This is a genomic window from Zafaria cholistanensis, assembly GCF_008580665.1.
Classification (GTDB): Bacteria; Actinomycetota; Actinomycetes; order Actinomycetales; family Micrococcaceae; genus Zafaria; species Zafaria cholistanensis.
The window spans coordinates 126,393-151,636 of the sequence record NZ_BKDJ01000005.1 but is presented as its reverse complement, the minus strand read 5'-3'; the positions used below and the strand labels follow the sequence as shown (position 1 = coordinate 151,636).

General features: G+C 70.1%; 19 protein-coding genes, 3 tRNA genes and 1 pseudogene. 14 read left to right on the top strand and 9 right to left on the bottom strand.

The window, feature by feature from the left end; all coding sequences use genetic code 11:
* Positions 1 to 52 precede the first annotated feature (52 nt).
* From NCCP_RS06655 to NCCP_RS06645, 3 genes are all read left to right on the top strand, one after another.
* Positions 53 to 847, top strand: coding sequence for an IclR family transcriptional regulator (locus NCCP_RS06655; RefSeq protein ID WP_149956455.1), 795 nt, complete (start codon positions 53 to 55; stop codon positions 845 to 847).
* Positions 848 to 923: 76 nt separating this feature from the next.
* Complete coding sequence (locus NCCP_RS06650) at positions 924 to 1,895, top strand: PDR/VanB family oxidoreductase (RefSeq protein WP_225873724.1); 972 nt, start codon at positions 924 to 926, stop codon at positions 1,893 to 1,895.
* Positions 1,896 to 1,922: 27 nt separating this feature from the next.
* Complete coding sequence (locus NCCP_RS06645) at positions 1,923 to 3,131, top strand: cytochrome P450 (RefSeq protein ID WP_149956454.1); 1,209 nt, start codon at positions 1,923 to 1,925, stop codon at positions 3,129 to 3,131.
* A gap of 41 nt (positions 3,132 to 3,172) precedes the next feature.
* Here the strand turns inward: NCCP_RS06645 and NCCP_RS06640 are convergent, their stop codons facing one another.
* From NCCP_RS06640 to NCCP_RS06630, 3 genes are all read right to left on the bottom strand, one after another.
* On the bottom strand, positions 3,173 to 3,994 hold the full coding sequence (locus tag NCCP_RS06640) for an alpha/beta fold hydrolase (protein ID WP_216364672.1): 822 nt from the start codon (positions 3,992 to 3,994) through the stop codon (positions 3,173 to 3,175).
* Positions 3,991 to 4,518 (bottom strand): PadR family transcriptional regulator, encoded by a 528-nt coding sequence (locus NCCP_RS06635; RefSeq protein WP_149956452.1) that lies wholly within the window; start codon positions 4,516 to 4,518, stop codon positions 3,991 to 3,993. The genes NCCP_RS06640 and NCCP_RS06635 overlap by 4 nt, the downstream gene beginning before the upstream one ends.
* A gap of 126 nt (positions 4,519 to 4,644) precedes the next feature.
* Entirely contained in the window at positions 4,645 to 6,489 is a 1,845-nt protein-coding gene (locus NCCP_RS06630; RefSeq protein ID WP_149956451.1) for a phosphoenolpyruvate carboxykinase (GTP), read from the bottom strand.
* Positions 6,490 to 6,785: 296 nt separating this feature from the next.
* Here NCCP_RS06630 and NCCP_RS06625 point away from each other — a divergent pair.
* Positions 6,786 to 6,859 (top strand) — tRNA-Arg (locus NCCP_RS06625).
* Between the two features lie 73 nt (positions 6,860 to 6,932).
* Positions 6,933 to 7,009, top strand: a tRNA-Arg gene (locus tag NCCP_RS06620).
* 185 nt (positions 7,010 to 7,194) lie between these two features.
* Here NCCP_RS06620 and NCCP_RS06615 read toward each other — a convergent pair.
* Together NCCP_RS06615 and NCCP_RS06610 are read right to left on the bottom strand one after the other, a co-directional pair.
* The gene (locus tag NCCP_RS06615) at positions 7,195 to 7,719 is read right to left on the bottom strand and encodes a SixA phosphatase family protein (protein WP_149956450.1); all 525 of its coding nucleotides are present in this window, start codon (positions 7,717 to 7,719) and stop codon (positions 7,195 to 7,197) included.
* Between the two features lie 97 nt (positions 7,720 to 7,816).
* The gene (locus NCCP_RS06610) at positions 7,817 to 8,629 is read right to left on the bottom strand and encodes a winged helix-turn-helix domain-containing protein (RefSeq protein WP_149956449.1); all 813 of its coding nucleotides are present in this window, start codon (positions 8,627 to 8,629) and stop codon (positions 7,817 to 7,819) included.
* Positions 8,630 to 9,322: 693 nt separating this feature from the next.
* Between NCCP_RS06610 and NCCP_RS06605 the strand changes: the two genes are divergently transcribed.
* Positions 9,323 to 10,063 (top strand): response regulator transcription factor, encoded by a 741-nt coding sequence (locus tag NCCP_RS06605; protein ID WP_149956448.1) that lies wholly within the window; start codon positions 9,323 to 9,325, stop codon positions 10,061 to 10,063.
* Complete coding sequence (locus NCCP_RS06600) at positions 10,060 to 11,586, top strand: sensor histidine kinase (protein ID WP_149956447.1); 1,527 nt, start codon at positions 10,060 to 10,062, stop codon at positions 11,584 to 11,586. The genes NCCP_RS06605 and NCCP_RS06600 overlap by 4 nt, the downstream gene beginning before the upstream one ends.
* Here NCCP_RS06600 and upp read toward each other — a convergent pair.
* Complete coding sequence (upp, locus tag NCCP_RS06595) at positions 11,583 to 12,221, bottom strand: uracil phosphoribosyltransferase (protein WP_149956446.1); 639 nt, start codon at positions 12,219 to 12,221, stop codon at positions 11,583 to 11,585. The two genes, NCCP_RS06600 and upp, sit on opposite strands and share 4 nt — an antisense overlap.
* A 216-nt stretch (positions 12,222 to 12,437) precedes the next feature.
* On the opposite strand from upp, the pseudogene NCCP_RS06590 reads away from it, so the two are divergent.
* Positions 12,438 to 12,884, top strand: a pseudogene (locus tag NCCP_RS06590) (nucleoside deaminase); the annotation flags it as partial.
* A 144-nt stretch (positions 12,885 to 13,028) separates the two neighbouring features.
* Complete coding sequence (locus tag NCCP_RS06585) at positions 13,029 to 14,441, top strand: FAD-binding oxidoreductase (protein ID WP_172627321.1); 1,413 nt, start codon at positions 13,029 to 13,031, stop codon at positions 14,439 to 14,441.
* A gap of 58 nt (positions 14,442 to 14,499) precedes the next feature.
* Here the strand turns inward: NCCP_RS06585 and NCCP_RS06580 are convergent, their stop codons facing one another.
* Positions 14,500 to 15,570 (bottom strand): 1-acyl-sn-glycerol-3-phosphate acyltransferase, encoded by a 1,071-nt coding sequence (locus NCCP_RS06580; protein WP_225873723.1) that lies wholly within the window; start codon positions 15,568 to 15,570, stop codon positions 14,500 to 14,502.
* Between the two features lie 40 nt (positions 15,571 to 15,610).
* Positions 15,611 to 16,504: a patatin-like phospholipase family protein gene (locus tag NCCP_RS06575; protein WP_149956444.1), complete on the bottom strand. Its 894-nt coding sequence runs from the start codon at positions 16,502 to 16,504 to the stop codon at positions 15,611 to 15,613.
* A gap of 70 nt (positions 16,505 to 16,574) precedes the next feature.
* Here NCCP_RS06575 and NCCP_RS06570 point away from each other — a divergent pair.
* A tRNA-Ser gene (locus NCCP_RS06570) sits at positions 16,575 to 16,665 on the top strand.
* A gap of 103 nt (positions 16,666 to 16,768) precedes the next feature.
* On the opposite strand, the gene NCCP_RS06565 is transcribed toward NCCP_RS06570, so the two are convergent.
* Entirely contained in the window at positions 16,769 to 17,521 is a 753-nt protein-coding gene (locus tag NCCP_RS06565; RefSeq protein ID WP_225873729.1) for a phosphatase PAP2 family protein, read from the bottom strand.
* 112 nt (positions 17,522 to 17,633) lie between these two features.
* On the opposite strand from NCCP_RS06565, the gene NCCP_RS06560 reads away from it, so the two are divergent.
* From NCCP_RS06560 to NCCP_RS06545, 4 genes are all read left to right on the top strand, one after another.
* On the top strand, positions 17,634 to 18,092 hold the full coding sequence (locus NCCP_RS06560) for a 23S rRNA (pseudouridine(1915)-N(3))-methyltransferase RlmH (RefSeq protein ID WP_172627320.1): 459 nt from the start codon (positions 17,634 to 17,636) through the stop codon (positions 18,090 to 18,092).
* Between the two features lie 85 nt (positions 18,093 to 18,177).
* On the top strand, positions 18,178 to 23,226 hold the full coding sequence (locus tag NCCP_RS06555) for an Lhr family ATP-dependent helicase (protein WP_149956442.1): 5,049 nt from the start codon (positions 18,178 to 18,180) through the stop codon (positions 23,224 to 23,226).
* Between the two features lie 38 nt (positions 23,227 to 23,264).
* On the top strand, positions 23,265 to 24,059 hold the full coding sequence (locus NCCP_RS06550) for an Fpg/Nei family DNA glycosylase (protein WP_149956441.1): 795 nt from the start codon (positions 23,265 to 23,267) through the stop codon (positions 24,057 to 24,059).
* A 157-nt stretch (positions 24,060 to 24,216) separates the two neighbouring features.
* Positions 24,217 to 25,215: a pseudouridine synthase gene (locus NCCP_RS06545; protein ID WP_149956504.1), complete on the top strand. Its 999-nt coding sequence runs from the start codon at positions 24,217 to 24,219 to the stop codon at positions 25,213 to 25,215.
* Positions 25,216 to 25,244: the final 29 nt, after the last annotated feature.

Sequence of the window (25,244 nt, the reverse complement as noted above, 5' to 3'; positions counted from 1 at the left end):
CTCCCCGGTATTGGGCTCGACACGCCTTCGGCGATCGGGGAAGCTATGGGACATGCCCCGCACCCAAGGGGGAGAGTCGGTGCTCTCCCGCGCCGTCCGGATCGTGGAGGCCTTCGGGCCCGGCGATACCGCATTGAGCATTACCGAGATCGCCAGGCGCTCAGGGCTCCACATCGCCACCGCCTCGCGGCTGGTGGAGGAACTGTGCGGTTTCGGCTGGCTTCAACGGGACGAGGACCGAAAGGTGCGGATTGGCGTTCGGATGTGGGAAGTCGCCTCACGCGCTTCTCCCACGCTGAGCCTGCGTGAAGCTGCGATGCCCGTCATGGAGGACCTGCATGCCATCGTCGGGCAGCACACCCAGCTCGGCGTGATGGAAGGCGATGAGGTCCTCTTCGTGGAGCGCCTGACAGCGCCGGGAGCCGTCATTAACTTCACCCGGATTGCCGGACGGCAGCCGTTGCACGCCTCGTCTTCGGGGCTGCTTCTGCTGGCCTACGCGCCGCCCGCGCTCCAAGAGCGGATGATTGCCAGTCCCCTGGAGGCGTACACCGAGAAAACCATTGTCAGTTCATCGCAGTTGCGGTCCGCCCTGGCGGAGGTGCGCCGGCAGGGTTATGCCTTCCTGGCCGGCCATATCCATTCCGCGGCCACGGGCATCGCGGTGCCGGTACGGGATCCGGCGGGAAAGGTCATCGCCGCCCTGGCGGTGATTGTTCCCAACGACGGCGCTGCCCGATCCCGCATTCCCGTCCTCCAGGGCGCCTCGGCCGCAGTATCCCGGGCCATGGCGTATCCGGCCCCGCCTCCTTCCCGCCCCACGGAACCTTCCATTCTCAACCATTGAGATTCCTGTAGTGAGCGGCGCCACGTTGGGACAGCCTTGGACTAGGGCTTAGAACAACGCGAGCAAAGGAGCCACCGTGTTCACTGGCATGGATTCCACCGCCGGCACCTCAGGGGTCAGGCTGGCCGTCACCGCCAAAACCAGGGCCGCCGACGGGGTCGTGGCGTTAACGCTGGCCCATCCCCAGGGACGCAGGCTGCCGGACTGGACACCCGGCGCGCATATAGATGTGGTTCTGCCCTCCGGCATCACCCGCCAGTACTCACTTTGCGGGGACCGGTGGGACGCCTGCAGCTACCGCATCGCCGTGCTGCACGAGCCCCGGGGGCGGGGAGGTTCCGCCTACGTCCACGACGAGCTCACCGAGGGAAGCATCGTTGCCTTGGGAGGACCGAGGAACAATTTTCCCCTCGCACCCTCCGACAAGTATCTGTTCATCGCCGGAGGCATCGGCATCACCCCCCTGCTGCCGATGATCCGGCAGGCCGACCTGCTGGGAGCAGAGTGGAAGCTGCTCTATCTGGGCCGTTCCCGGAACACCATGGCCTTTCTCGGGGAACTGGCCACCTACGGCGACCGGGTTGCCGTCATGCCCAAGGACGAGTCGGGGCCCCGCCGGTTGGGTGAACTCATCGGGGACCCGCAAGCGGATACCAAGGTCTACGCGTGCGGCCCGCAAAGGCTGCTCGCCGCCGTCGAACGCCACTGCCGGGACTGGCCGGCGGGCCTCCTGCGGGTGGAGCACTTTGCCGCCAAGGACCAGGGAGCCCCGGCCCGGAGCACGCCCTTCGAAGTGGAACTCGCCCAGGCAGGACTCCGCGTCACCGTGCACCCGGACCAGAGCATCCTCGACGCCCTCCAAAACGCGGGGGTCAACGTCCTGAACTCCTGCAGGGAAGGCACCTGCGGAACCTGCGAGGTTTCCGTGCTCCAGGGAGACCCCGACCATCGCGACTCCATCCTCGGCGACGCCGACCGGGCAGCCGGGCGCTGCATGTTTCCCTGCGTATCCCGCTCCCGCGGCGACCGCCTTGTGCTTGACCTCTAACCCGGCCTTCCGATGAAAGGACCTGCCATGACCGCTTCGGTTTCCACGTTTGACACGCCCGTCAGCGGCGCCGACCCCTTCGGCTACGAGATTCTCGAGGACCCCCTCCCGTTCCAAGCCGAACTGCGGGACGCCGGCCCCGTTGTTTACCTGGAGAAATACGACACCTACGCCATGGGCCGCTACGCCGAAGTCCACGCGGCCCTAACGGACTGGCAAACCTTCCAGTCGGCGGCAGGCGTGGGGCTGAGCAACTTCCGCCGCGAAAAATCATGGCGCCCTCCCAGCCTGCTGCTTGAGGCCGACCCTCCGCATCACGATGCCCCCCGGGCGGTGCTGGCCAAGATCCTGGGCCCGCGTGAAATCCGCAGCCTGGCTTCTTCCTGGGCTGCGGACGCGGAGCAACTGGTCGATGAACTGCTGGCAAGGGGCCCGAAATTCGACGCTGTCGCGGACCTGGCCGCCGTGTATCCCCTGCGCGTCTTCCCCGATGCGGTGGGGATACCCCAACAGGGCCGGGAAAACCTGCTGCCTTACGGTGACCATGCCTTCAACGCGTTCGGTCCCCCCAATGGGCTCGTCGCCAGGGGCGCACCGCGAGTCGCCGAGCTTTCCGCCTCGATAGCGGCCCAATGCGCCCGGGAAGTACTCACGGCAGACGGCTTCGGGGCCCAAATCTGGGCCGCCGCAGACAGGGGCGACATTACGCAGGCCCAAGCGCCTTTGGTTGTCCGTTCCCTGCTCACGGCAGGAGTCGATACGACCGTGAACGGCCTGGCCGCCGTCCTCCATGCCTTTGCCGTAAACCCCGGCCAGTGGAACCGGTTGCGCCACAACCCGGCGCTGGCCCGTACCGCGTTCGATGAAGCCGTCAGGCTCGAATCCCCCGTCCAGACCTTTTTCCGGACCACCACACGGGAGATCGAAATCGGCGGAACCCCCATCCCTGAGGACACAAAGATCCTCATGTTTTTAGGATCAGCCAACCGGGACCCGCGCCGCTGGGAAAACCCCGACGCTTTCGACCTCGGCCGCGACCCTTCCGGCCACGTGGGCTTCGGTTTCGGCATCCATCAATGCGTGGGCCAACACATCGCACGCCTGGAGGCGGCAACCCTGCTCAACGTCCTGTCCAGGCGAATCGCGTCCCTTGAAATCTGCGGGCCGGCACGCAGGCACCACAACAACACCCTGCGGGCCTGGGAATCCCTGCCCGTCCGGGTCCGGCTGGCCTGACCCCGCCGGGCCGGCCCGCCCCGGGTTGCCCCGCAGCCCGGTCAGGGGGCGGGGAGCAGGCGCGGGTGCACCGTCCCGTGGGCGGCCCAGGCGCGGACCATGGAGCTGAAGAGCAGCGGATCCTCGGCACTCCACGCATGGTGCATGCCCGGTGCCAACCGGAACTGCGCCTGCGGCAGTTCCCGCCGCAGGGCAGGGAACCCGCGGGCCATCAGCTTGGGTTCGCGCTGGCCGGCAACCGCCAGCAGCGGTCCCGCGTAGCCGGACAAACCCTCGGGCAGGCCACCGGCGTAGACCTCGTCCAGCATGGCGCGCATGGTGTCAGGCCGGGTGCTCAGTCCGTGGTCGGCGTACAGCCTCCGGCTGTCCTGCGGGATGCCGAAGGCACCGGCCTGGAGGCGCCAAAACCATTCAAAACCCCACAGGCGCAACTGCAGCGCGGCCGCGGCCCGGACCGCGGGGCCCACGCCCACCACAGGCGCCCCGCTGACCAGCGCGGACTGCACCAGTTCGGGATGGCGGGCCAGCACCCGCAGGGCCACCACGGCGCCGAGCGAGAGTCCCACCAGGTGGACGGTTCCGTGGACGGACTCGTCGGCGATGAAGGCGGCGACGTCGTCCGCGGCGCTGTCCAGCCCCTCCCAGTCCTCGTCCACCCGGGCGCCGAAGCCGGGCAGGTGCGGGGTCAGCACCTGGTGGTCGGGGAAGGACTGGACCTGCGGATCCCACATCCAGTTGCCGACGTTGCCGGCGTGGAGGAACACCAGGGTTCCTGCGCTGCCCCCGTCACGGGGCGGGTGGACCTCCGGGTATCCGGCCGGGTCCTGGCGGGGCGCGTGCCGCGCGGGCTTCAACGGCTTCACGGCAGGTTCTCCCGGGTGGAATCGAGCCATTCGATCTCGGCCCGCACGTGCCGGATGCCGCCGTCGAGCGTGGCGGCCATGAGATAGGCACGGCGGTCCCGGACGGCGGCGTCCCCGAGGTCCGCGTGCATCGCCTCGAACTCGGCCAGCTGGGCCTGGGCCTGGGCGCGGCGCCGTTCCAGCAGTTCCAGCACCTCAGCGCGTTCCATGTCCCCGGCGAAGAACACGCGTGCCAGGAAGGGCTCGCGCGCCCGGTCGGGGCCGAGCGGGGAGGCCAGCCACGCCCCGAGTTCGCGGCGCCCGGCCTCGGTGATGTGGTGTTCCTGCCGGTCCGGGTAGTTCTCCTGGGGGACGGTGCGGACGGTGGCCAGCCCGTCGCGGACCAGTTGGGCCAGCGTGCGGTAGATCTGCGCCTTGTCGGCATGCCAGAAGTGGTTGACGCTGGAGTCGAAGTGTTTCTTCAGGTCGTAGCCGGTCATGGGAGCCAGGTTAAGCAGGCCCAGAATCAGTCGGGTGAGGATCATGCCCTCATCATGACATATCTCCTAGTCGATTTGTCACTTATGCCAGATGAAGTCGCAGGGAGGACCGAAAACACGGAAGGGCACACCCTGTGCGGGTGCGCCCTTCCGTACGCGGGACGGGGCCGGCTAGGCGCCGAGGCGCTCCTCGAGCCCGGCCAGCTCGTCCTTCAGGGACTGCGGCAGGGCCTCGCCAAAGCTGGCGAACCATTCCTCGATAGAGGCCAGTTCGGCCTTCCACTCCTCGCGGTCCACGCGCACGGCTACCTCGACGTCGGCGGGGGTGAAGTCCTCCAGGCCGGTCAGGTCGATCGAGTCGCCGGTCGGCACGAAGCCGATCGGGGTCTCCACCGCGTCGGCCTTACCCTCGATGCGCTCGATGGCCCACTTCAGCACCCGCGAGTTGTCGCCGAAGCCCGGCCAGGCGAAGCCGCCCTCGGGAGTGCGGCGGAACCAGTTCACCAGGAAGATCTTCGGCAGGCGCTCCGGGTTGGCCTTGGCGGCGATCGAGTCCCAGTGGTTCAGGTAGTCGCCGGCGTTGTAGCCCATGAACGGCAGCATGGCCATCGGGTCGCGGCGCACGACGCCCACGGCGCCGGCGGCGGCCGCGGTGGTCTCCGAGGAGAGCGTCGCCCCCATGAAGATGCCGTTGGTCCAGGAACGGGCCTCAGCCACCAGCGGAATGGTGGTCTTGCGGCGGCCGCCAAAGAGGATCGCGTGGATCTCGACGCCGTCCGGGCTGTAGTACTCCGGCGCCAGCATGTCGACCTGGGAGATCGGGGTGCAGAAGCGGGAGTTCGGGTGGGCGGCCGGGCGGCCGGACTCCGGGGTCCAGTCATTGCCCTGCCAGTCGGTCAGGTGCGCCGGAACCTCGTCGGTCATGCCCTCCCACCACACGCCGCCGTCGTCGGTCAGGGCGACGTTGGTGAAGACGGAGTTGCCCTTGGCGATGGCGCGCATGGCGTTTGGGTTGGTGCTCCAGCCCGTGCCCGGGGCGACGCCAAAGAGGCCGTACTCCGGGTTCACCCCGCGCAGTTCGCCTTCCTTGCCGATGCGCATCCAGTTGATGTCGTCACCCAGGGTCTCGGCCTTCCAGCCTTCGATGGTCGGGGTGAGCAGGGCCAGGTTGGTCTTTCCGCAGGCGGACGGGAAGGCTGCGGCCACGTTGTAGGCCTTGCCCTCCGGGCTGGTCAGCTTGAGGAGGAGCATGTGCTCGGCCAGCCAGCCCTCGTCGCGGGCAATGACCGAGGCGATGCGCAGGGCGTAGCACTTCTTGCCCAGCAGGGCGTTGCCGCCGTAGCCGGAGCCGTAGGACCAGATGGAGCGCTCCTCCGGGAAGTGGACAATCCACTTCTCGTCGTTGCACGGCCACGGGACGTCGGCCTGGCCCGGCTCCAGCGGGGCGCCCACGGAGTGGAGGGCGGGGACGAAGAAGGCGTGCTCCGCCTCCATCTTGCGCAGCACCTCGGTGCCGATGCGGGCCATGATGCGCATCGAGACGACGACGTAGGCGGAGTCGGTGATCTCCACCCCGTACTGGGGCTCCTCGGCATCCAGCGGACCCATGACGAACGGGATGACGTACATGGTGCGGCCGCGCATGCTGCCGGAGAAGCGGTCGGTGAGGATCGCCTTCATCTCGGCCGGGTCCATCCAGTTGTTGGTGAAGCCGGCGTCCTTCTCCTCCTTGGAGCAGATGAACGTGCGCTCCTCGACGCGGGCGACGTCCTTCGGGTCGGAGAACGCGGCGAAGGAGTGCGGGAAGAGCTCCTGGTTGAGCGGGGTGAACGTTCCGCCCGCGACCAGCTCAGCGGCCAGGCGGTCATTCTCCTCCCGGCTGCCGTCAACCCAATAGACACTGTCCGGCTGCGTCAGCGCTGCGACTTCCTGGACCCAGAGAGCAAGCTGGGTGTGCGTCGTGGGTGCGGTCCCCTGTGCGGCGACGAGGACCTGCTGATCCGAGCTCACGCTCATAATCGGTTCCCTCTCATTGGGCTGACATTAGGTGTTATAAATGCTAGGCCGGAGGCGGGAGGGTGATTTGTGACCCACCTCTCCTTTTTTGGCTCCATGCGCGCTCCCAGCCCCGGAAATCCGCGGATTATCGCCATTCCGGCACAGCCAAGTGTGACCAAGGTCACATAGACCGGTCTAATGCCTCCTGCTGAAATCCGGGGAAACACAAGGGGTCCAGGGGGTGATTTTGCAGCCCCCGCACCAGCCTGTATAGTTGTTCGAGGTCAAGCGCACCGCGCCGGACCAAACACCAAGCGCCCATAGCTCAGCTGGATAGAGCGTCTGTCTACGGAACAGAAGGTCAGGGGTTCGAATCCCTTTGGGCGCACGGAACAAAAGGCCTCCGCTTTCGTGGGGCTTTTTGATTTCCCCGGACGCCCGCGTTCGGCACAACTGAACATGCGCCCATAGCTCAGCTGGATAGAGCGTCTGTCTACGGAACAGAAGGTCAGGGGTTCGAATCCCTTTGGGCGCACCAAGACGCAAGGAAGGCCCCCGCTTTGGCGGGGGCCTTCCTTTTGTGCTCCCTGCGGCGGTCATCCCTGTTGCGGTCCTTCCTTTGCCGGAACGGACGCGCGGCCCCTTCCCGCCATGCTCCCCCGGCTTTCCCTCCGGGACCACGCTTTCCCCGGCCCACGCGTTCCCCAGGGCGCCCCCGGGAGGCTACGGACGCGGCACCACGAAGTGGGTGACCCGCCCGTCCCGGCCGTCCAGTTCGGCCCAGGGCTTCTCCAGCTCCATGACGGTCAGCCCCAGCGTCGGATAGTGCGTGGCCAGGTCCATCACCGCGTCCTCGTCCGAGGTTACGGAGGCCAGCCGCATCGCCAAATCCTGAACCGTGGGGTTGTGCCCGATCACCAGCAGCGTGCCCACGGTCTCCGGGGTCTCGTTGATGACCGAAAGCAGCTGCGTGGACGAGGCGCCGTAGAGGCGGCTGTCCAGATAGGGGGTAGGCGCCTTGTCGCCCAACTCGCTGGTCACCCAGGCGCACGTCGAGCGGGTGCGCAGGGCATCCGAGCAGAGGATGTAGTCGGGCAGGATGCCGTTCTCGGCCATCCAGCGCCCGGCCAAAGGGGCCTCCCGCTCCCCGCGCGAGGCCAGCGGACGCTCGTGGTCGCCGACCCCCATCGGGTAGTCCGCCTTCGCGTGGCGCAGCAGCATCAGGCGCTTGATGTGGTGGTTGCTCATGGATTCAAAAATACCTTCCCGGCGCACGACGCCGGCCCCTGCGGCTCCGCAGGGGCGGAACCGCAGGGGCCGGCGTCGTGCCGTTCCTTCGCGGGAACTAGATGCTGTACTCGGGGGCCGCCCAGACGACGACTTCGGGGTGCTCGTAGAAGCGGTAGCCCTGGCCGCGGACGGTGCGGACCGTGTTGGCGAGGCGGCCCAGCTTGGAACGGAGGCGGCGGATGTGCACGTCGATGGTCCGTTCGTTCGGGATCTCCTCGGCGTTGCGCCACAGGTTGCCCAGCAGCTCGTCGCGGCCCACGGTACGGGTACCGTTCTCGACGAGGTAGTTCAGGAGCTCAAACTCCTTGAAGGTCAGGTTCAGGGTCTCGCCGTCCAGGTGCACCTCGCGGCGGGACAGGTCGATCAGCACGCCGGAGGGGCGCGGGGCGGACTGCGCCGGACGGGGCGTGGCCTCCGTGCGCGGGCGCCGGGATGCCGTGGGGTCCCCGAGCGCCTGGCGGACGACGTCGATACTCTCGCCCGTCGCATTGGCCGGGGCCAGCGCGACGGCGGCGTGCGTCTGGGCGTCCGGGGCCAGGGTCTGCAGGAAGGCGCGGACCTGCGTGGCGAGCTTGCCGAGGGAGGTCCCCTGCGCCTGGGCGGCGGCCTCGTCCAGGCCGACATAGAGCACGAATCCGCGGGCTGCGGTGTCCCCGCTGACGGCCTGCGGGCCCGGGGTCCCGCTGGGCGCGACAACGGGGGTGGGGGCCGTCATGGGCTGGCGGTCCTCGGCGGCCGGCACCGCATGCAACTGGCGGAAACCCTGCGGCGGGACGGCCGGGCGGCCCGCGGGCTGCCGCTGCGCGGCGGCGGCGCGGTTTTGCGCATTCCGGATGGAGATGTGGACGTAGCCTGAAGTGACGGACATCTTGAATCCTCTGTAACTGTGTGAAGTGCCTGTGATCGGCGCGAATGCAGGGGTTTTCCGGCAGGGCCCGGATGCGGCCGGCTGGAGGGTGCGAGTGTGCGGCTGAAGGACCGGGGATGGAGTCCTAGGCCTGCATTCGACAACAGCTGCGGGCCTGGCCAACTCCGTGGCCCCACTGGGTCTCTGCGGCTGCAGGTGCTGTTGCGTCGATGTTCACGATGTCCAGTGTTCCCGTAACAAATGAATACCGCAAGTAACAAAGATTCGCCCGTCTCGCATAGTGAGACGAAAACAGGGCTTTGTGACCGGATTCACACTGTGCAGTTCTCCGGGATGGGAGCCGAACACCTTACGTACTGATCAGTAAACTAGTTCTCCACTATCCGATTTGACCAAAAGGGACCCTGCGTGACGCAGGCGACTCCGCGGCGGCGGCCACCCGTCCCGGAGGGCTGCGGGCCGGGGAATGGCCTCCGGGGCGACGGATTCCGCACCCCTGCCCCGCCCCTGTCCTGCAGCCCTGCACCGCGTCCGGCCTGTCCCGTGCCCGTCCTGCTCCTGTCCGGCCCGGTCCGCGTTGGGGGCCTGGTCCCGCTCCGGCCCGGCCACTCGATACGCTGGAACCGAAGGTCTCACAGCCGGGCCACAGACCGCTCCCAGAATCGGCCTAAAGACTGTTGAAAGAGTGGACCCATGACGAACTCGCGCTTCGCCCCCAGCCAGCTGCCCCGCCTTGAGCACCCCGACGGCACGCCCCTGCGTGCTTTGGTCGTCGAGGACGAGCCCTCGCTGGCCGAATTGGTGGGCATGGGCGTGCGGATGCTCGGCTGGGAGGTGCGCATTGCCCACGATGGCCCTTCCGCGGTCCAGGAAGCCCGGTCCTTCTCCCCCGATGTCCTGGTGCTGGACTGGATGCTGCCCGGCTTCGAGGGCTCCGAGGTACTGCGCAGGGTGCGCCTCTTCCACCCCAAGGTGCCCGCCCTGTTCCTGACCGCCAAGGACGCGGTGGAGGATCGGATCGAAGGGCTCGCCTTGGGAGGCGACGACTACGTCACCAAGCCGTTCAGCCTGGAGGAGGTGCTGCTGCGCCTGCACCGGCTGGCCGAGCGCTCCGGAGCGGCCTGTGCCGACGCGGCGGAAATCGTCGTCGGGGACCTGTCCCTGAACACGGACACGCGTGAAGTCTTCCGGGCCGGAGACGAGATCCAGCTGACCGCCACCGAATTCGACCTGCTGCGCTACCTCATGGAAAACGCCCGCCGCGTGGTCTCCAAGTCCCAGATCCTCGACAGCGTCTGGAACTACGACTTCGGCGGCCACGCAAACATCGTCGAACTCTATGTCTCCTACCTGCGCAAGAAGCTGGAGGCCGGCAGGGCGCCCCTGATACACACCGTGCGCGGGGCGGGGTATGTCCTGAAGCCGGCCCCGTGACCGAAGCCGGATCCGGCGCCCGCCCGGACAGTGCCGTCGTGCGCCGCTCCATGTCCCTGAGCCACCGCCTGGTCGCCGCCCTGCTGGCGCTGCTGGCGCTGATCTGCATGGTGATCGGGCTGATCACGCACACCGCCATGGAGCGCACCCTCTATGCGCAGGTGGACCAGCAACTCGCCTTCGCCTCGGCCCGCGCCGTGGCCTTCCAGCGCTCCGGCGCGGCGGGAGGATACGGCCGCGACCCGCTCGACGCGCCCGGCCAGGCCTCCGGAACCGTCAACGCCCGCCTGAACGGCGGCGTACTGGCGGTAGGCGGGGTGCTGGATCCGCAAACCGGGGAGCGCCGCGGGATCTCGCAGGACGACGCCGCCCGGCTGGCCGCCCTGGTGCCGGGCGCCGCGCCGGTGGAGGCGCGGCTCTCGGTCGGTCCCTACCGCTTGGTCGCCGTGCAGAACAGCGCCGATGGAACCGTGATCACCGGCCTGCCCCTGGCCCCGGCCAAGAGCACCCTCGAATCGCTCACGTGGACCATGCTGCTGGTGTCGGCGGCCGGGCTGGCCGCGACGGGACTGGTTGGTTCGCTGATCATCCGCCGCTCCCTGCGGCCGTTGGAACGGGTGTCCGCGGTGGCGGGAGCGGTGGCCGAGCTGCCGCTGGACGCCGGCGAGGTGCGCCTGGCCCAACGCGTGGGTCCCGCGGACTCGCATCCCGGGACGGAGGCCGGCAACGTGGGGCATGCGCTGAACGCGCTGCTGGAGAACGTGGAGTCAGCGCTGGAGGTGCGCCAGCGTTCGGATGCGCAGATGCGCCGGTTTGTCGGCGACGCCTCGCATGAGCTGCGCACGCCGCTGGCCGCTATCCGCGGCTATTCGGAGCTGGTGGCGGCCACCGAGCACCTCAGCGACGACGGCAGGCGTTCGCTGGACCGGGTAGTGGAGCAGAGCCGGCGGATGGGATCGCTGGTGGAGAACCTGCTGCTGCTGGCCCGGCTGGACGAGGGAAAGAAGCCGTCGTTCGGGGAGGTGGACCTGGTTCCCCTGGTCGCAGACGCCGTGCGCGACCTGAGTGTCTCCGCCCCCGGACACGTGTGGCGGCTGGACCTGCCCGGCGCGCCGGTACCCGTGCACGGCGACGGCCCCCAGCTGGCCCGGGTGCTGGACAACCTGCTCTCCAACGCCCGCAAGCACACCCGGGACGGAACCACCGTGGAGGCCGCGCTGCGCCGTTCCGCCGACGGACGGGAAGCCGTCCTGACCGTGGCTGACAACGGCGAGGGCATCGACCCGGAATTCCTGCCCCGCGTCTTTGAGCGCTTTGCCCGGGCCGACAAGGCGCGCTCGGGTTCCGACGGGACCACCGGTTTGGGGCTGCCGATCGCCAGGGCGATCGTGGAGGCTCACAACGGCTCCCTCAGGGTCGCCAGCCGGCCCGGGCGCACCGCCTTCGAGGTCCACCTTCCGCTGGCCACTCCCGCACCGCCCCGGCCCGCCGCCCCGCCCCGGAGCGGGCCGGGCCCGGACTAGTGGGCGACGCCGTAGAGGCGGTCGCCCGCGTCGCCGAGGCCGGGAACGATGTACGCCTTCTCGTTGAGCTTCTCATCCAGGGAGGCCAGCACCAGGTGCACGCTGTCGTTGCCGCCGTGAGCCGCCTCGAGCTTGGCGATGCCTTCGGGGGCGGCGATCAGGCAGATGCAGGTGACGTCGGCGGCGCCGCGGTCGAAGAGGAACTTGATGGCCTCCACCAGCGTGCCCCCGGTGGCGAGCATCGGGTCCAGCACAAACACCTGGCGGCCGGTAAGGTCCTGCGGCAGGCGTTCGGCGTAGGTGATGATGTCCAGGGTCTCCTCATTGCGGGCCATGCCCAGGAACCCGACCTCCGCCGTCGGAACCAGGCGGGTCATGCCCTCGAGCATCCCCAGGCCGGCGCGCAGGATCGGCACCACCAGCGGGGTGGGCTTGGCGAAGGCGATGCCGGTGGTGGTGGCGACCGGGGTTTCGACCTCCACCTCCACGGTCTTGACCTCCCGGGTGGCCTCGTAGGCCAGCAGGGTCACCAGTTCGTCGGTGAGCTGGCGGAAGACGGGCGACGGGGTGTTCTTGTCGCGGAGAACGGAGACCTTGTGGGCCACCAACGGGTGGTCGACTACCTGAACGCGCATGGGTCAAAGCTACCAGCCGGGCCATCCCCAGCCCCCGGCTCTGCGGGGTTTTGAGGCGAGCGACACCCCGGCCCGCGTAGGCTGGATCCCGTGATCGAGCCCGCACCGCAGCCCGGACCCCCTCAGGATCCCGGAGCGCACGTTGCCCCCGCACCGCAGGGCGGCCCCGGGCGTGTGCGCGGACGCGGCGCCCCCCTGCCCGGACACGTGGAGTGGATGGGCCTGGCCCTGGCCGAGGCCAGGCTGGCTTTGCGAACGGAGGACGTGCCGATCGGCGCGGTGGTGGTGGGCCCCTCCGGAGAGGTCCTGGCCACGGGCCGCAACGAGCGCGAGGCGCTCGGGGATCCCACCGCGCATGCGGAGCTGGTGGCCATCCGTGCCGCCGCGGCGGCCCTGCGCGGCTCGGAGCACGACGACGGATGGCGGCTGGAGGACTGCACCCTGGTGGTCACGCTGGAACCCTGCGCGATGTGCGCCGGCGCGATCGTGCTCTCGCGGATCCCCCGGGTGGTGTTCGGGGCGTGGGACGAGAAGGCCGGGGCCTCCGGGTCCGTGTTCGATATCCTGCGTGAACCGCGGCTGAACCACTGGGTCGAGGTCTTTCCCGGAGTGCAGGAGCAGGAGTGCGCGCAACTGCTGCTGGACTTCTTCCGCGCCAGGCGCCAGCCGCGCCGGACCGCCGCGCCGGGACCCACCAAAGGCGGCGTTTTCTGTGCCCGGGGGCCGTTGACTCCCCCCAACCCCGCTCACACAATGGGTGCAGCGCCGGACCGTAGGGGCCCGACCCCTGCTCCCTAGGTGGTTCCGATGACTGGTCACAATCCATTGGGCGACCGCGAGGTGGCCTCCTTGAGCCAACGCCTGCGCGGGCAGGTCCTGGCCCGCGGGGAACCGGGATTCGATGAGGCACGCCGCGTCTGGAACGGCATGATCGACCGGGTCCCGCGGCTGATGGTGCTGGCCGCGGGCGCGGACGACGTCGCCCCGACCATCGAATTCGCCCGGCAGCACGGGCTGCGGCTGGCCGTGCGCGGCGGCGGGCACAACGTGGCCGGCAACGGAACGGTGGACGACGGGATCGTCCTGAGCCTGAAGGCCCTCGACTCGGTCCACGTCGATGCCGGCACCCGGCGCGTCCGCGTCGGTGGCGGAGCCACCCTGAAACCGGTCGACACCGCCACCATCGCGGAGGATCTGGTGGTCCCCGCCGGCGTCGTGTCCTCCACGGGCGTGGGCGGCCTGACCCTGGGCGGCGGCTTCGGCTGGCTGACCCGCACCCACGGGCTGACCATCGACAACCTGGTGGCGGCGGAAGTCGTGACGGCCTCCGGGGAGCACGTGCGCGCCAGCGCTGAGGAAAACCCCGAGCTGCTCTGGGGCCTGAAGGGCGGCGGGGGAAACTTCGGCGTGGTCACGTCCTTCACCTTCGACGCCCACCCACTGCCAAGCCGGGTCTATGCCGGAAACCTGGTCTACCGGAGACCGGAGTGGGAGAAGGTGCTCGCCGCAGCGGACACCGTGTTCGCGGACCTGCCGGACGAGGTCTCGCCGATTTTCACCGGCGTGGTTCCGCCTCCAAGCTGGGGGCTGGGCCACGATCCGGTCCTGATCCTGGGCGCCGCCTGGGCCGGATCCAACGCCGAGGCGGGCGCGGCGTGGTTCGCTTCCGTGCTCAAGCAGCTGCCGACGCAGGAACGGATCGTCGGGCCCGTGCCGTGGACCGAATGGCAGTCCCAGGTCGACCCGCACTTCCCGCACGGGGCACGCGGGTACTGGAAGAACACCTCCCTTGACCGCCTTGACGACGGGGTGGTCGAGGTGCTGGCCAGGCGGCTGGTGGAGCACGAACTCTTCGGCACCGCCTTCGACATCCACGTCATGGGCGGGGCCATGGCCCGGGTCCCGGAGCAGGCCACGGCCTTCCCGGACCGATCGGCCGCCTACTGGCTGAACATCTACGGGTTCTGGCGGGACCGGGCCAACGACGAACGGCTCACCGCGTTCGTGAAGACCTTCGCCCACGAGATGCAGCCGTTCTCCTCCGGGGGCACCTATGTGAACTTCCTCGGCGCCGAGCACGGCCACGACCCCTGGCGGCAGGCGCTCGCCGTCTACGGGCCGGAGAAGCTGGCCAGGCTGTCCGCGCTGAAACGCGAATACGATCCCGAGAACGTGTTCCGGCTGAACCACAACATCCCTCCCGTGGGGCCCCAAGCTTAAGGGCAGACAGCAGGCTTAAGGGCAGACAGCAGGCTTACAGGCCCCCCGGCGTCCCCCATCACGCCAGGGGCTGGTTGGAGCCGATCCACCCGTCGATCCGTTCGAACCAGGTGAAGAGCCATTCGTTCCGCGCCTCTGTGCCGTGCGGAATGTCCGCATGCGGCACGTGCCAGGCCTGGATCACGATCCGCTTGTCCAGGGGCAGGTCGCGCCAGACGCCGGAAAGGGTCGCCATGCCCTCCAGCCCGGTGTGGCCGATGAACACCACATCCGCGTCCGGGGCCGCGTCCAGGGCCGCGAGCATTCCTCCAGGCTGGGGGGCCAGGACGTGGGAGAGCGCCGCTGCCCGGCGGGCGTGCCCGGTCCAGCCGGACCGCATGAGCCGTTCGATGCGGCGGAACTTGCGTTCCTTCGTGAATTTCCCGCCCTCGGGGAAGATGAGCATGGCGCCGTTGCCCCCCAGCCCCCTGGCCAGGGCTCCCACCTCCTGCGCGGCCGTCCAGCGGGATTCCCCCGGGGCAGGCCCCCGTCCCGGGCCGGCTGCGGACCACCGGGTGGGCACGATGAACCGGTTGGGGAGGCGGTGGAGCAGGACATCGACCGCAGGGTCCCACTGCAGCGCCTCCACCAGGACAATCCGGGGCTCGCGCCGGAAGCGGTTGATCAGCAGGTGGACCAGGATGAACGAGTCCCCCGGCCCTGCATGCCGGCTGGCCACGATCAGCGGCCGGCCCGGCGCCAGGGGGCTGGCCGGGGCATCACGGTTCGGGGCATCACGGTTTGGGGCATCTCGCTCAGGGGCATCGCCCATGACCCTGATGCGCAGCCGCAGGACCCGCCGGGCCTGCCAGAACAGGATCCTCAGGAGCACTCCGGCGAGCGCGTAGTGGGCCCGCCGGAACGCCGGCGTATCCAGGTGCCAGCCCGCGCCGGAGGCCACCCACAGGACGAACATGGCCACCAGGGCCGCGGCTTCCCACAGCAGGTAAAAGGTGAGCATCCACAGGACCCGGGGAAGGCGGAAGTGCCGCGGGACCAGGGAGGCCAGTCCCAACACCGCCAGCAGCCACCAGGGCGCCCTCGCCACCAGCGCGGCGGCCAGCGCGACGGTGGCGGGGGCCAGCAGCACGCGCCGGACCCATCGCGGGGGAGGCTTCACGGCGGGGACTTCACGGACGTGGGAGGAACGAGGCGATGTACTGCCCGGACGCGGCGCGGGCCTGTTCGATGCGCAGCAGGGTGGGGCCCATGCGGCGGTAGGACCCCAGTTTCTCGTCCCCCTCGATGGCGCCGCCGGTGGGCAGGACATGCACGTCCACGCCTTCGGGCAACAGCCTCATGTCCCTGGCGTAGCGGTGCCTGCGGGCCACCTCGAAGGCCACCTTCGCAGTCTCCAGGGCACCCCGGGGAGCGCTCAGCGGCTGCTCCACCCGGCCCACCTGCAGCACGTAGATGGTCCGTGCCCCCGCCGTCACGGCCTGCTCGATCGGGATCGAGTTCACGATCCCCCCGTCGATGTAGTGCTCCCCTTCCACCCGCGTTGGAGGCAGGAGTCCCGGGACGGAGGAGGATGCCATGACGGCGTCGATGAGCGGCCCCGAATGGAACCAGTGCTCCGAGGCCCGTTCGATGTTGGCGGCTCCCACCATCAGCGGCACCGCCAGGCCCTCGAAGGTGGCATTCTCGCCAAGGGCATCCGCCAGGAGGCGGCGCAGCGGTTCCGGGGAATTCAGGTGGGTGCGGCTGCTCGCGAACGTGCGCAGCCGCTGGCTGAAGGAGGTGCCGTAAACGGCCCGTGCGGCCGGCGACGTCCACGCCCCCACGAGCTTGTCAATCACCGCAGGAGAGGGGTCGCTGGCGGCAATCGCGCCGTTGATGGCCCCGATGGACGTGCCGACAATCAGGTCCGGGACGACCCCCGCCTCGAAGAGCGCCCCAAGCATGCCCACCTGCACGGCTCCGCGAATCCCGCCGCCGCCCAGGACGAAGGCCACCGGGCGTTGGTCACCCCGCGGCGTCCTTCCGGGACCCTCGCCGCCGGCCCCGCTGCGCCCGACAGCCATGCTCCCATTCTGCACCTGAACCACTCCGTTTTGGGGGCGGGCGGGAACTTCCGGTAGAGTGGCCGGGTCTGGTGACGTGTCCGAGCGGCCGAAGGTGCAACACTCGAAATGTTGTGTACGGTAACCCCGTACCGAGGGTTCAAATCCCTCCGTCACCGCCAGCCGGAAGGGCCCCGCCTCCTTGGAAAACCAAGGGAGTGGGGCCCTTCCGCCGTTCCAGGCCCTTCCGCCGTTCCGGACCGGCCCCGGCCGGGACGGTGCCGGTCAGCGGCCGCCGCCGTCGTCGATCCCGGCCTTCGCCCGTACCTGGCGCATGGTGTGGAAGACCCGGTGGGCCAGGATCACCATTGCCGCCCACGCCAGCCCCAGCGCCCAGGCGGCCAGCACATCCGTGAACCAGTGGTGGCCAAGGAACACGCGGCTCAGGCCCATCCCCAGCACGAATGCCCCACAAGCGAGGATGACCGCGGTGCGGACCCAGGCGCGGCGCACCAGCAGGCAGGCCAGGTACGCCACCACCATCATGATGGCGGTGGTGTTCAGCGTGTGGCCGCTGGGAAAGGACGGGGAGGTCTCGAACGGCGGAACCGCCATCGCGGTGTCCGGACGGGTCCGCCCGGTCACGTCCTTGCCCACCACCGTCATGAGCAGCGATCCGCCCGCGGCCGCGGCAAGAAGGATCGTGGGGCGCCAGGACCGCGAGACCAGCGAAAGCACCACCAGGGCCGCAAGGGCGATCAGCGTCGATCCCACCCGGCCGCCGAGGTTCGTGAACGCGGTCCCGGCCGCTGCCAGTTCCGGCGTGCGCCCGGCCATCATCAGCCCGAGGATCGGCAGGTCAAGGCCGGAAACCCCGGCGGATTCGGTGACGTCTTCGTAGATCTCGGCAGCAAGGGCGGTCAGGGCCAGCACCGCGGTGACGCCCACGGCCAGGGTCGCCCACATGGCGGCGTAGGGACCCATCCGCGGGGCCAGGGCCGCGACGAGGCGCCGGAGCGGAGCAGGAAGCGGATTCATCAGGGGCACCCCACCACTTTAGGCGGACCTGGCGGGACAGTGGAGTGACGGACAGGACAGGAAAGGACAGCCCAGTGCAGTGGCCCGTCCGGCACCTGCGAAAATAGTGCCCATGTCACTGCGTATCCTCGCCATCGGCAAGAAGCACGAGTCCTGGGTCTCCGAGGGCATTGAACGCTATGGCAAGCGCATGAAGAAGCCCTTCGACGTCTCCTGGCTCCTGCTCCCGCATTCGGCCCGCGAGGGGGACGCGGCGCGCGCCGAGGAGTCGGAGCGGATCCTTTCCAGGATCACGCCGCAGGATTTCCTGGTCCTGCTGGACGAGCGCGGCCGGAACATCGACTCACCCACGCTGGCCGCCACCCTGCAGCGGCCGCTGGATACCTCGCGCCCCGTCACACTGGTGATCGGCGGCGCCTACGGGGTGGACGCCTCCGTGCACCGGCGCGCGGACTTCGTGTGGAGCCTGTCCCAGCTGGTGTTTCCCCACCAGCTGGTGCGGCTGATCCTGGCTGAACAGCTCTACCGGGCGCAGGAAATCGCCGGCGGCCGCCCCTACCACCACGTCTGACCCCGCGCCCCGGATTCAACCCCCGCCCAGGGGTCTTCCCGGTTGCTGCGGCACAGTGTCGGAGGCCGGGCGTAGGCTGGGGGCAATGGCTGGGAAGATATCCGCCGAGGCGGTCCTGGAGAGGTTCACGCCCGCAACCCGCGAGTGGTTCACGGGCGCTTTCGACGCGCCGACGGCGGCCCAAGTGGGCGCCTGGGACGCCGTCTCCTCGGGAGCAAACGCGCTGGTCATCGCCCCCACCGGTTCCGGCAAGACGCTTTCGGCCTTCCTCTGGGCGCTGGATTCGTTCCTGCGCAGCGCGCCGCCCGACCAGGTCCCACACCCACCGGCACAAACCCTGCCGGCCCCACCCCTGCCCGCGCAGTTTCCACCGGCCGCGGCCGGGGACTCCAGCACCGGAACCACCCGGACAAAGGCGCCCAAGCGCAAGACCCGCATTCTCTATATCTCCCCACTGAAGGCACTGGGCGTGGACGTGGAGCGGAACCTGCGCGCCCCGCTGATCGGCATCACGCAGACCGCCAAGCGGATCGGGCTGCCCGCCCCGGAGCTCACCGTGGGCGTCCGCTCGGGCGACACCCCGGCGTCGGACCGCAGGAAGCTGCTGACCAACCCGCCGGATATCCTCATCACCACCCCCGAGTCGCTCTTCCTGATGCTGACCTCCCGGGCGCGGGAAACGCTCACCGGCGTGGACACCGTGATCCTGGACGAGGTTCACGCGGTGGCCGGCACCAAGCGCGGCGCCCACCTGTCCGTCTCGCTGGAGCGGCTGGACGCCCTGCTGCGCAGGCCCGCCCAGCGCATCGGCCTCTCCGCAACGGTCGAACCGCGCGAGGAGGTCGCCCGCTTCCTTGGTGGCGCCCACCCGGTGCGCATCATCGCCCCGGCGGCGGCCAAGACCTGGGAACTGACAGTTACGGTCCCGGTCGAAGACATGACCGACCTGCCCGCCGCGGCCGCCGCGCACGACCTCGGTCCGGCCAGCGGGCTCCAGCCGCAGGCGAGCATCTGGCCGCACGTCGAGGAACGGATCGTGGACCTGATCGAGGCCAACCGGTCCACGATCGTCTTCGCCAACTCGCGCCGCCTGGCCGAACGGCTCACCGGCCGGCTCAACGAGATCCACGCCGAGCGCTCCCTCCTGGCCCAGGCAGCCGCCTCCGGGGAGCAGGCATCCGCGGCCGGGGAGGCAGGCTCCGGCGCGCCGGGTTTGGGTTCCGCGGCGGTGGCGCTGATCCCCGGACAGCCCCTGCTGAAGGCCTCCCCCGTCCGCTCCCCCGCCGAAATGCCCCCCGCCGAAATGATGGCCCAGGCCGGGCAGAGCTCCGGGGCCGAACCCCTGCTGGCCCGGGCCCACCACGGATCCGTCTCCAAGGAACAGCGCGCCGGGATCGAGGACGACCTCAAATCCGGGCGGCTGCGCTGTGTCGTGGCGACCAGCAGCCTGGAACTGGGCATCGACATGGGCCTGGTGGACCTGGTGATCCAGGTTGAGTCCCCGCAGTCGGTCGCCTCCGGCCTGCAGCGCGTGGGCCGCGCCGGCCACCAGGTGGGCGAAACCAGCCGCGGCGTCTTTTTCCCCAAGCACCGCGGGGACCTGGTCAACACCGCCGTGGCGGTGGAACTCATGCTTGCCGGCCGGATCGAGCCGCTCTCGGTCCCGGCCAACCCGCTGGACATCCTGGCGCAGCAGACCGTCGCCGCGTGCGCGCTCGGCGACCTGGATACGGAAGAGTGGTTCGACGTCGTGCGCCGCGCGGCGCCATTCGCCGCCCTGCCGCGCTCCGCGTTCGAGGCCACACTGGACCTGCTGGCCGGCAAGTACCCCTCCGACGAGTTTGCCGAACTGCGCCCGCGCATCGTCTGGGACCGCGAGGCCGGAACCATCACCGGCCGCCCGGGGGCCCAGCGCCTGGCCGTGACCAGCGGCGGAACCATCCCCGACCGCGGCCTCTTCGGGGTCTACCTGGTCGGTTCCGAGGACACCGCCAAGGGCGGGCGCCGGGTCGGCGAACTCGACGAGGAAATGGTCTACGAGTCACGGGTGGGCGATGTCTTCGCGCTCGGGGCCACCAGCTGGAGGATCGAGGACATCACCCACGACCGGGTGCTGGTGTCCCCCGCCTTCGGCCAGCCCGGCAAGCTGCCGTTTTGGAAGGGTGACGGCCTGGGCCGCCCGGTGGAGCTGGGCCGTGCGCTGGGCGCCTTCCGGCGCGAGCTGGCCGCCGCGGACGACGCCGGCGCCCGGTTGAAGGCCGCCGGCCTGGACCCGTGGGCGGCAGCCAACCTGCTGTCCTACCTGCGCGAGCAGCAGGAGGCCACCTCCGTGGTGCCCAGCGACCGGACCCTGGTGGTGGAGCGGTTCCGGGACGAACTCGGCGACTGGCGGGTAGTGCTGCACTCGCCCTTCGGGATGCCGGTGCACGCACCATGGGCACTGGCCGTCGGGGCCCGGCTGCACGCGCGCTACGGGCTGGACGGGTCCGCGATGGCCTCGGACGACGGAATCGTGCTGCGCGTGCCGATGATGGAGGACGAGCCGCCCGGGGCGGAGATGTTCCTCTTCGACGCGGACGAGCTGGATGCGATCGTCACCAACGAGGTGGGCGGCTCCGCCCTGTTCGCCTCCCGCTTCCGCGAGTGCGCGGCGCGGGCCCTGCTGCTGCCGCGGCAGAACCCCGCCAAGCGCAGTCCCCTGTGGCAGCAGCGCCAGCGGTCGGCCCAACTGCTGGACGTAGCCCGCAAATATCCCAGCTTCCCGATCATTCTCGAGACGGTGCGTGAGTGCCTGCAGGATGTCTACGACCTGCCTGCGCTGCGCGGGATCGCCGCGGAGATCGAGGCGCGGAAGCTGCGCATGGTGGAGACCACCACCGCCCAGCCCTCGCCGTTCGCCCAGTCGCTGCTGTTCGGCTACGTGGCCCAGTTCCTCTACGAGGGCGACTCCCCGCTGGCTGAGCGCCGCGCCGCCGCGCTGTCCCTGGACCCGGGACTGCTGGGTGACCTGTTGGGCCGCACGGAGCTGCGCGAACTGCTCGATCCCCAAGTCATCGCGGACACCGAGGCCCAGCTCCAGCGCCTGACCCCCGACCGCCAGCTCAAGGGCCTGGAGGGGACCGCGGACCTGCTGCGCCTGCTGGGCCCGCTCACCGTCGGGGAAATCGCCCAGCGCCTGGTCCCGGAGGCCGGCACCACCGCCGGGGACGCGTCCGGGGTGGCCGGCGTTGACGGGGCCGCCGAAACTGCCGAGGCCACGGCGCGGCACTATGCCGGCGAGCTCGTGCGCAGCAACCGCGCCCTGAAGGTCCACATTGCCGGCCGCGAAGTCCATGCCGCGATCGAGGACGCCTCCCGGCTGCGCGACGCGCTGGGGGTGCCGCTGCCGATGGGGGTGCCGCTGGCCTTCGTCGAACCGGTCGCGGACCCGCTCGGGGACCTGGTGGGCCGCTATGCGCGGACCCACGGGCCGTTCACCGCGCCGGAGGCCGCGGCGCGGCTGGGGCTGGGACCCGCCGTCGTGCTTGCCGTGCTGCGCCGGCTCGCCACCGAGGGACGCGTCCTGGAAGGAGAGTTCCGGCCGGGCGAAGGCGGGGGCACCGCCGGCGAGGAGTGGTGCGACGCCGAGGTGCTGCGCCGGATCCGCCGCCGCTCGCTGGCGGCGCTGCGCGCCGAAGTGGAACCGGTGGACGCGGCCACCTACGGGCGTTTCCTGCCCGGCTGGCAGTACGTCGGGGAGAACCTGCGCGGGCTCGACGGCGTGGCCACCGTGGTGGACCAGCTCTCCGGGGTGCCGGTGCCGGCGAGCGCGTGGGAGTCCTGGGTGCTGCCGGCGCGGGTGCACGACTACCGCCCGGCGATGCTGGACGAATTGATGGCCACCGGGGAGGTCCTTTGGTCCGGGACGGGAGCGCTTTCCGGGAACGACGGGTGGATCGCCCTGCACCTGGCCGAGACCGCCCCGCTGACCCTGGCCCCGCAGTCCGACTTCGAGCCCAACCCGCTGCAGCAGCGGATCCTGGACGCTTTGGCCGGCGGCGGAGCGTTCTTCTTCCGGCAGCTGCGGGAGCAGGTGGGCGGGCCGTGGGCCCGGGACCACGGCGGTCCCGGGCCGGAGCTGCCCTCCGAGGAGGCCCTGCTCGATGCCCTGTGGGAGCTGGCCTGGGCCGGGCGCCTCGGCAACGACACCTTCGCCCCGGTGCGCGGGCTGCTCGGCGGCGGGCATACGGCCCACCGGCAGCGCCCGGGCACCCCGCGCGCCCGGCCGGCGCGGGCGGGACGGCTGCGGGGGCTCTCCGGCGGCCTGCGGGGCGGCTCCGGCACGGGGGCGGGCATCGGGGCGGGCCTGCGTCCGGGCTCAGGGCTGGGTCTGGGATCGGGTTTGGGGAACGACGCCGGACGGCTGGGTGGCGGCGCGCCGCTGGCGGCGCGGGCGGCGGGCCGGTGGAGCCTGCTGCCGGCGCCGGAGCCGGATCCCACGGTGCGCGCCCACGCCGCTGCCGAGTACCTGCTGGACCGGTACGGTGTCCTGACCCGTGGGTCCGTGGTGGCGGAGAACGTGCCCGGCGGCTTTGCCCTGATGTACAAGGTGCTGGCACGGCTGGAGGAGGCCGGGCGGGCCCGCCGGGGCTACTTCATCGAACGCCTCGGCGCCGCCCAGTTCTCGGTGCCGGCCACCGTGGACCGGCTCCGCGGGCAGGTGCGGGACGCGGACCTGGATGCCGCGGCGCGCCGGCCCGAGGCGCTGGCACTGGCTGCGACCGATCCGGCCAACCCGTACGGCGCGGCACTGCCCTGGCCTTCCCCGGAAGCCGGACCGGAGGCGGGCGCCGGCGGGGCGACCCCCACCGGGCACCGGCCCGGACGCAAGGCCGGGGCCGTCGTCGTCCTCGTGGACGGCGCGCTGGCACTGTACATGGAACGCGGCGGCAAGACGCTTTTGGCGTTCACCGAGGAACCCGCCGAACTCGCGGCCGCCGCGATTTCGCTGGTTTCCGCCCTGCGCACCGCGAATGTGACTAAGATGACAGTGGAGAAGGTCAACGGGGGGTCCATTCTGGATTCAGGCGTTGCCACCGCCCTGCTGGACGCGGGGTTCTATTCGTCACCGAACGGAGTGAAATTCCGTGCATGATCCGAACACGTTGTCCAAAGTCACCGAGGTGATTACCCATGCCTGAGGGAGATACCGTCTACCGGGCGGCCCGCCGCCTCGACGCCGCGCTCAGCGGCCGGCCCCTGCTGTCCAGCGACTTCCGCGTACCGCAATACGCCACACTGGATCTCTCCGGTGCCGTGGTGAAGTCAGTGGTGTCCCGCGGCAAGCACCTGCTGATCCGGGCCGGGGACCTGAGCATCCACACGCACCTGATGATGGAGGGCCACTGGGACGTCTACGCACCCGGCGAGCGTTGGCGGGCCCCCTCGGTGAAGGCCCGCTGCGTCCTCAAGAACGCCGACTTCCAGGCGGTCGGGTTCGAGCTGGGCTTTTTGCGGGTGATCCGCACCGCGGATGAGCCCGAGGCGGTCGGGCACCTGGGGCCGGACCCGCTGGGGCATTCCTGGGACCCGGCCGAGGCCGAGCGGCGGCTGGGTTCGGACCCCCAGCGGCCGATTGGGCTGGCCCTGCTGGACCAGAAGCTCATGTCCGGGCTGGGCAACATCTACCGGTGCGAACTGCTGTTCCTCACCAGGACCCACCCGTTGACCCCGGTGGGCGAGGTGGAGGACCTGCCCCACATGGTGGAGCTGGCGCACAAGCTGCTGCACGCCAACAAGGACCGCGCCCGGCGCGTGACCACCGGTTCGGCCAGCAGGGACCCGTATTGGGTGTACGGGCGGGCGGGCGAGCCCTGCCAGCGCTGCGGGACCCCGGTCTCCAAGCAGAAGCTGGGTGACCCCGCGCTCGGCCCGGCCGCCGGCGAGCGGGACATCTATTTCTGCCCGCGCTGCCAGACGGAGGAGTAGCCGGCGCCGTGCCGGGACCGTGGACAGCGCGGATCCGGCACGGCGGGCGCCCGGAACAGCAAGGCCGGGGAACAGTACGGGTCACCGACCGCACGGGCCGGTGACAGCACGGGTGGGCAAGCGCGCCCCGGCCCGTGGGACACTGGAACCCATGGCCATGCAATCCCCCCTTCCCGTGCGCGACGGCGTCAACGCGACCCGCCTGCGCCTTCCCCAAGAGGGCCCGTGGGGAACCGTAATGGACTATGTGCTCCACCGCTTCGGGCACGTGGACCCGGACGGAATCGTGCGCCGCTTCGAGACCGGCGAAGTCGTGGGCCTAGGCGGCGAGCCGCTGAATGCCGCCACCCCGCTGGGCGGCCACGAGTTCCTTTGGTATTACCGCAACCTGCCCGTTGAGGAGCCGGTCCCGTTCACCGAGGACATCCTCTTCCAGGACGGGGACCTGCTGGTGGTGGACAAGCCGCACTTCCTGCCCACCACCCCGGGCGGGCGCTTTGTGCAGGAATCGGCGCTGGTCAGGCTCCGCAACCGGTTGGGGCTGCCGGACCTGATCCCGATGCACCGGCTGGACCGCGCCACCGCCGGGGTGATCCTGTTCTCCACCAACCCGCAAACGCGCGGCGCGTACCAGACGCTGTTCGAGCGCCGCGCCATCCGCAAGGAATACGAGTGCGTCAGCGCACTCCCTCACGGCGTGGTGCCGGAGGGCCTGGAGTTCCCCCTCACCTACGGCAACCGGATGACCAAGCGCAAAGGCCACCTGCTGGCGATCGTCGAGGACGGGGAGCCGAACGCGGAAAGCGGCATTGACCTGGTCCGCACCGGGACGAGCGCAGGCACCCATGCCGGCACCGCCGTGGGTCATTTCCTGCTGCGCCCGCGCACCGGGAAGACCCACCAGCTGCGCGTGCATATGGCGGCGCTGGGACTGGGCATCCTCAACGACCCCTTTTATCCGGTGCTCTGGGACAAGGCACCGGACGACCATGCGCGGCCGCTGCAGCTGCTGGCCCGCTCTGTCGCCTTCACCGACCCGCTCACCGGAACCGAGCGCACCTTCCGGTCCCGGCTCGAGCTCCGGGAACGCCCCGGCGCCGGACCCTCCGTCAGCGAACCAGCTCGCGACGAACCGGCTGCCACGGCCCTCCGTTGAATCCGGAGGCGCCCTGTCCGGAGGTGCCC

Bases quoted from the DNA above. Each gene is read 5' to 3' on its own strand.
- NCCP_RS06655 (WP_149956455.1), top strand. From the start codon at position 53: ATGCCCCGCACCCAAGGGGGAGAGTCGGTGCTCTCCCGCGCCGTCCGG.
- NCCP_RS06645 (WP_149956454.1), top strand. From the start codon at position 1,923: ATGACCGCTTCGGTTTCCACGTTTGACACGCCCGTCAGCGGCGCCGAC.
- NCCP_RS06635 (WP_149956452.1), bottom strand. From the start codon at position 4,518: ATGATCCTCACCCGACTGATTCTGGGCCTGCTTAACCTGGCTCCCATG.
- NCCP_RS06630 (WP_149956451.1), bottom strand. From the start codon at position 6,489: ATGAGCGTGAGCTCGGATCAGCAGGTCCTCGTCGCCGCACAGGGGACC.
- NCCP_RS06615 (WP_149956450.1), bottom strand. From the start codon at position 7,719: ATGAGCAACCACCACATCAAGCGCCTGATGCTGCTGCGCCACGCGAAG.
- NCCP_RS06610 (WP_149956449.1), bottom strand. From the start codon at position 8,629: ATGTCCGTCACTTCAGGCTACGTCCACATCTCCATCCGGAATGCGCAA.
- NCCP_RS06605 (WP_149956448.1), top strand. From the start codon at position 9,323: ATGACGAACTCGCGCTTCGCCCCCAGCCAGCTGCCCCGCCTTGAGCAC.
- upp (WP_149956446.1), bottom strand. From the start codon at position 12,221: ATGCGCGTTCAGGTAGTCGACCACCCGTTGGTGGCCCACAAGGTCTCC.
- NCCP_RS06585 (WP_172627321.1), top strand. From the start codon at position 13,029: ATGACTGGTCACAATCCATTGGGCGACCGCGAGGTGGCCTCCTTGAGC.
- NCCP_RS06575 (WP_149956444.1), bottom strand. From the start codon at position 16,504: ATGGCTGTCGGGCGCAGCGGGGCCGGCGGCGAGGGTCCCGGAAGGACG.
- NCCP_RS06565 (WP_225873729.1), bottom strand. From the start codon at position 17,521: ATGAATCCGCTTCCTGCTCCGCTCCGGCGCCTCGTCGCGGCCCTGGCC.
- NCCP_RS06560 (WP_172627320.1), top strand. From the start codon at position 17,634: ATGTCACTGCGTATCCTCGCCATCGGCAAGAAGCACGAGTCCTGGGTC.
- NCCP_RS06555 (WP_149956442.1), top strand. From the start codon at position 18,178: ATGGCTGGGAAGATATCCGCCGAGGCGGTCCTGGAGAGGTTCACGCCC.
- NCCP_RS06550 (WP_149956441.1), top strand. From the start codon at position 23,265: ATGCCTGAGGGAGATACCGTCTACCGGGCGGCCCGCCGCCTCGACGCC.
- NCCP_RS06545 (WP_149956504.1), top strand. From the start codon at position 24,217: ATGCAATCCCCCCTTCCCGTGCGCGACGGCGTCAACGCGACCCGCCTG.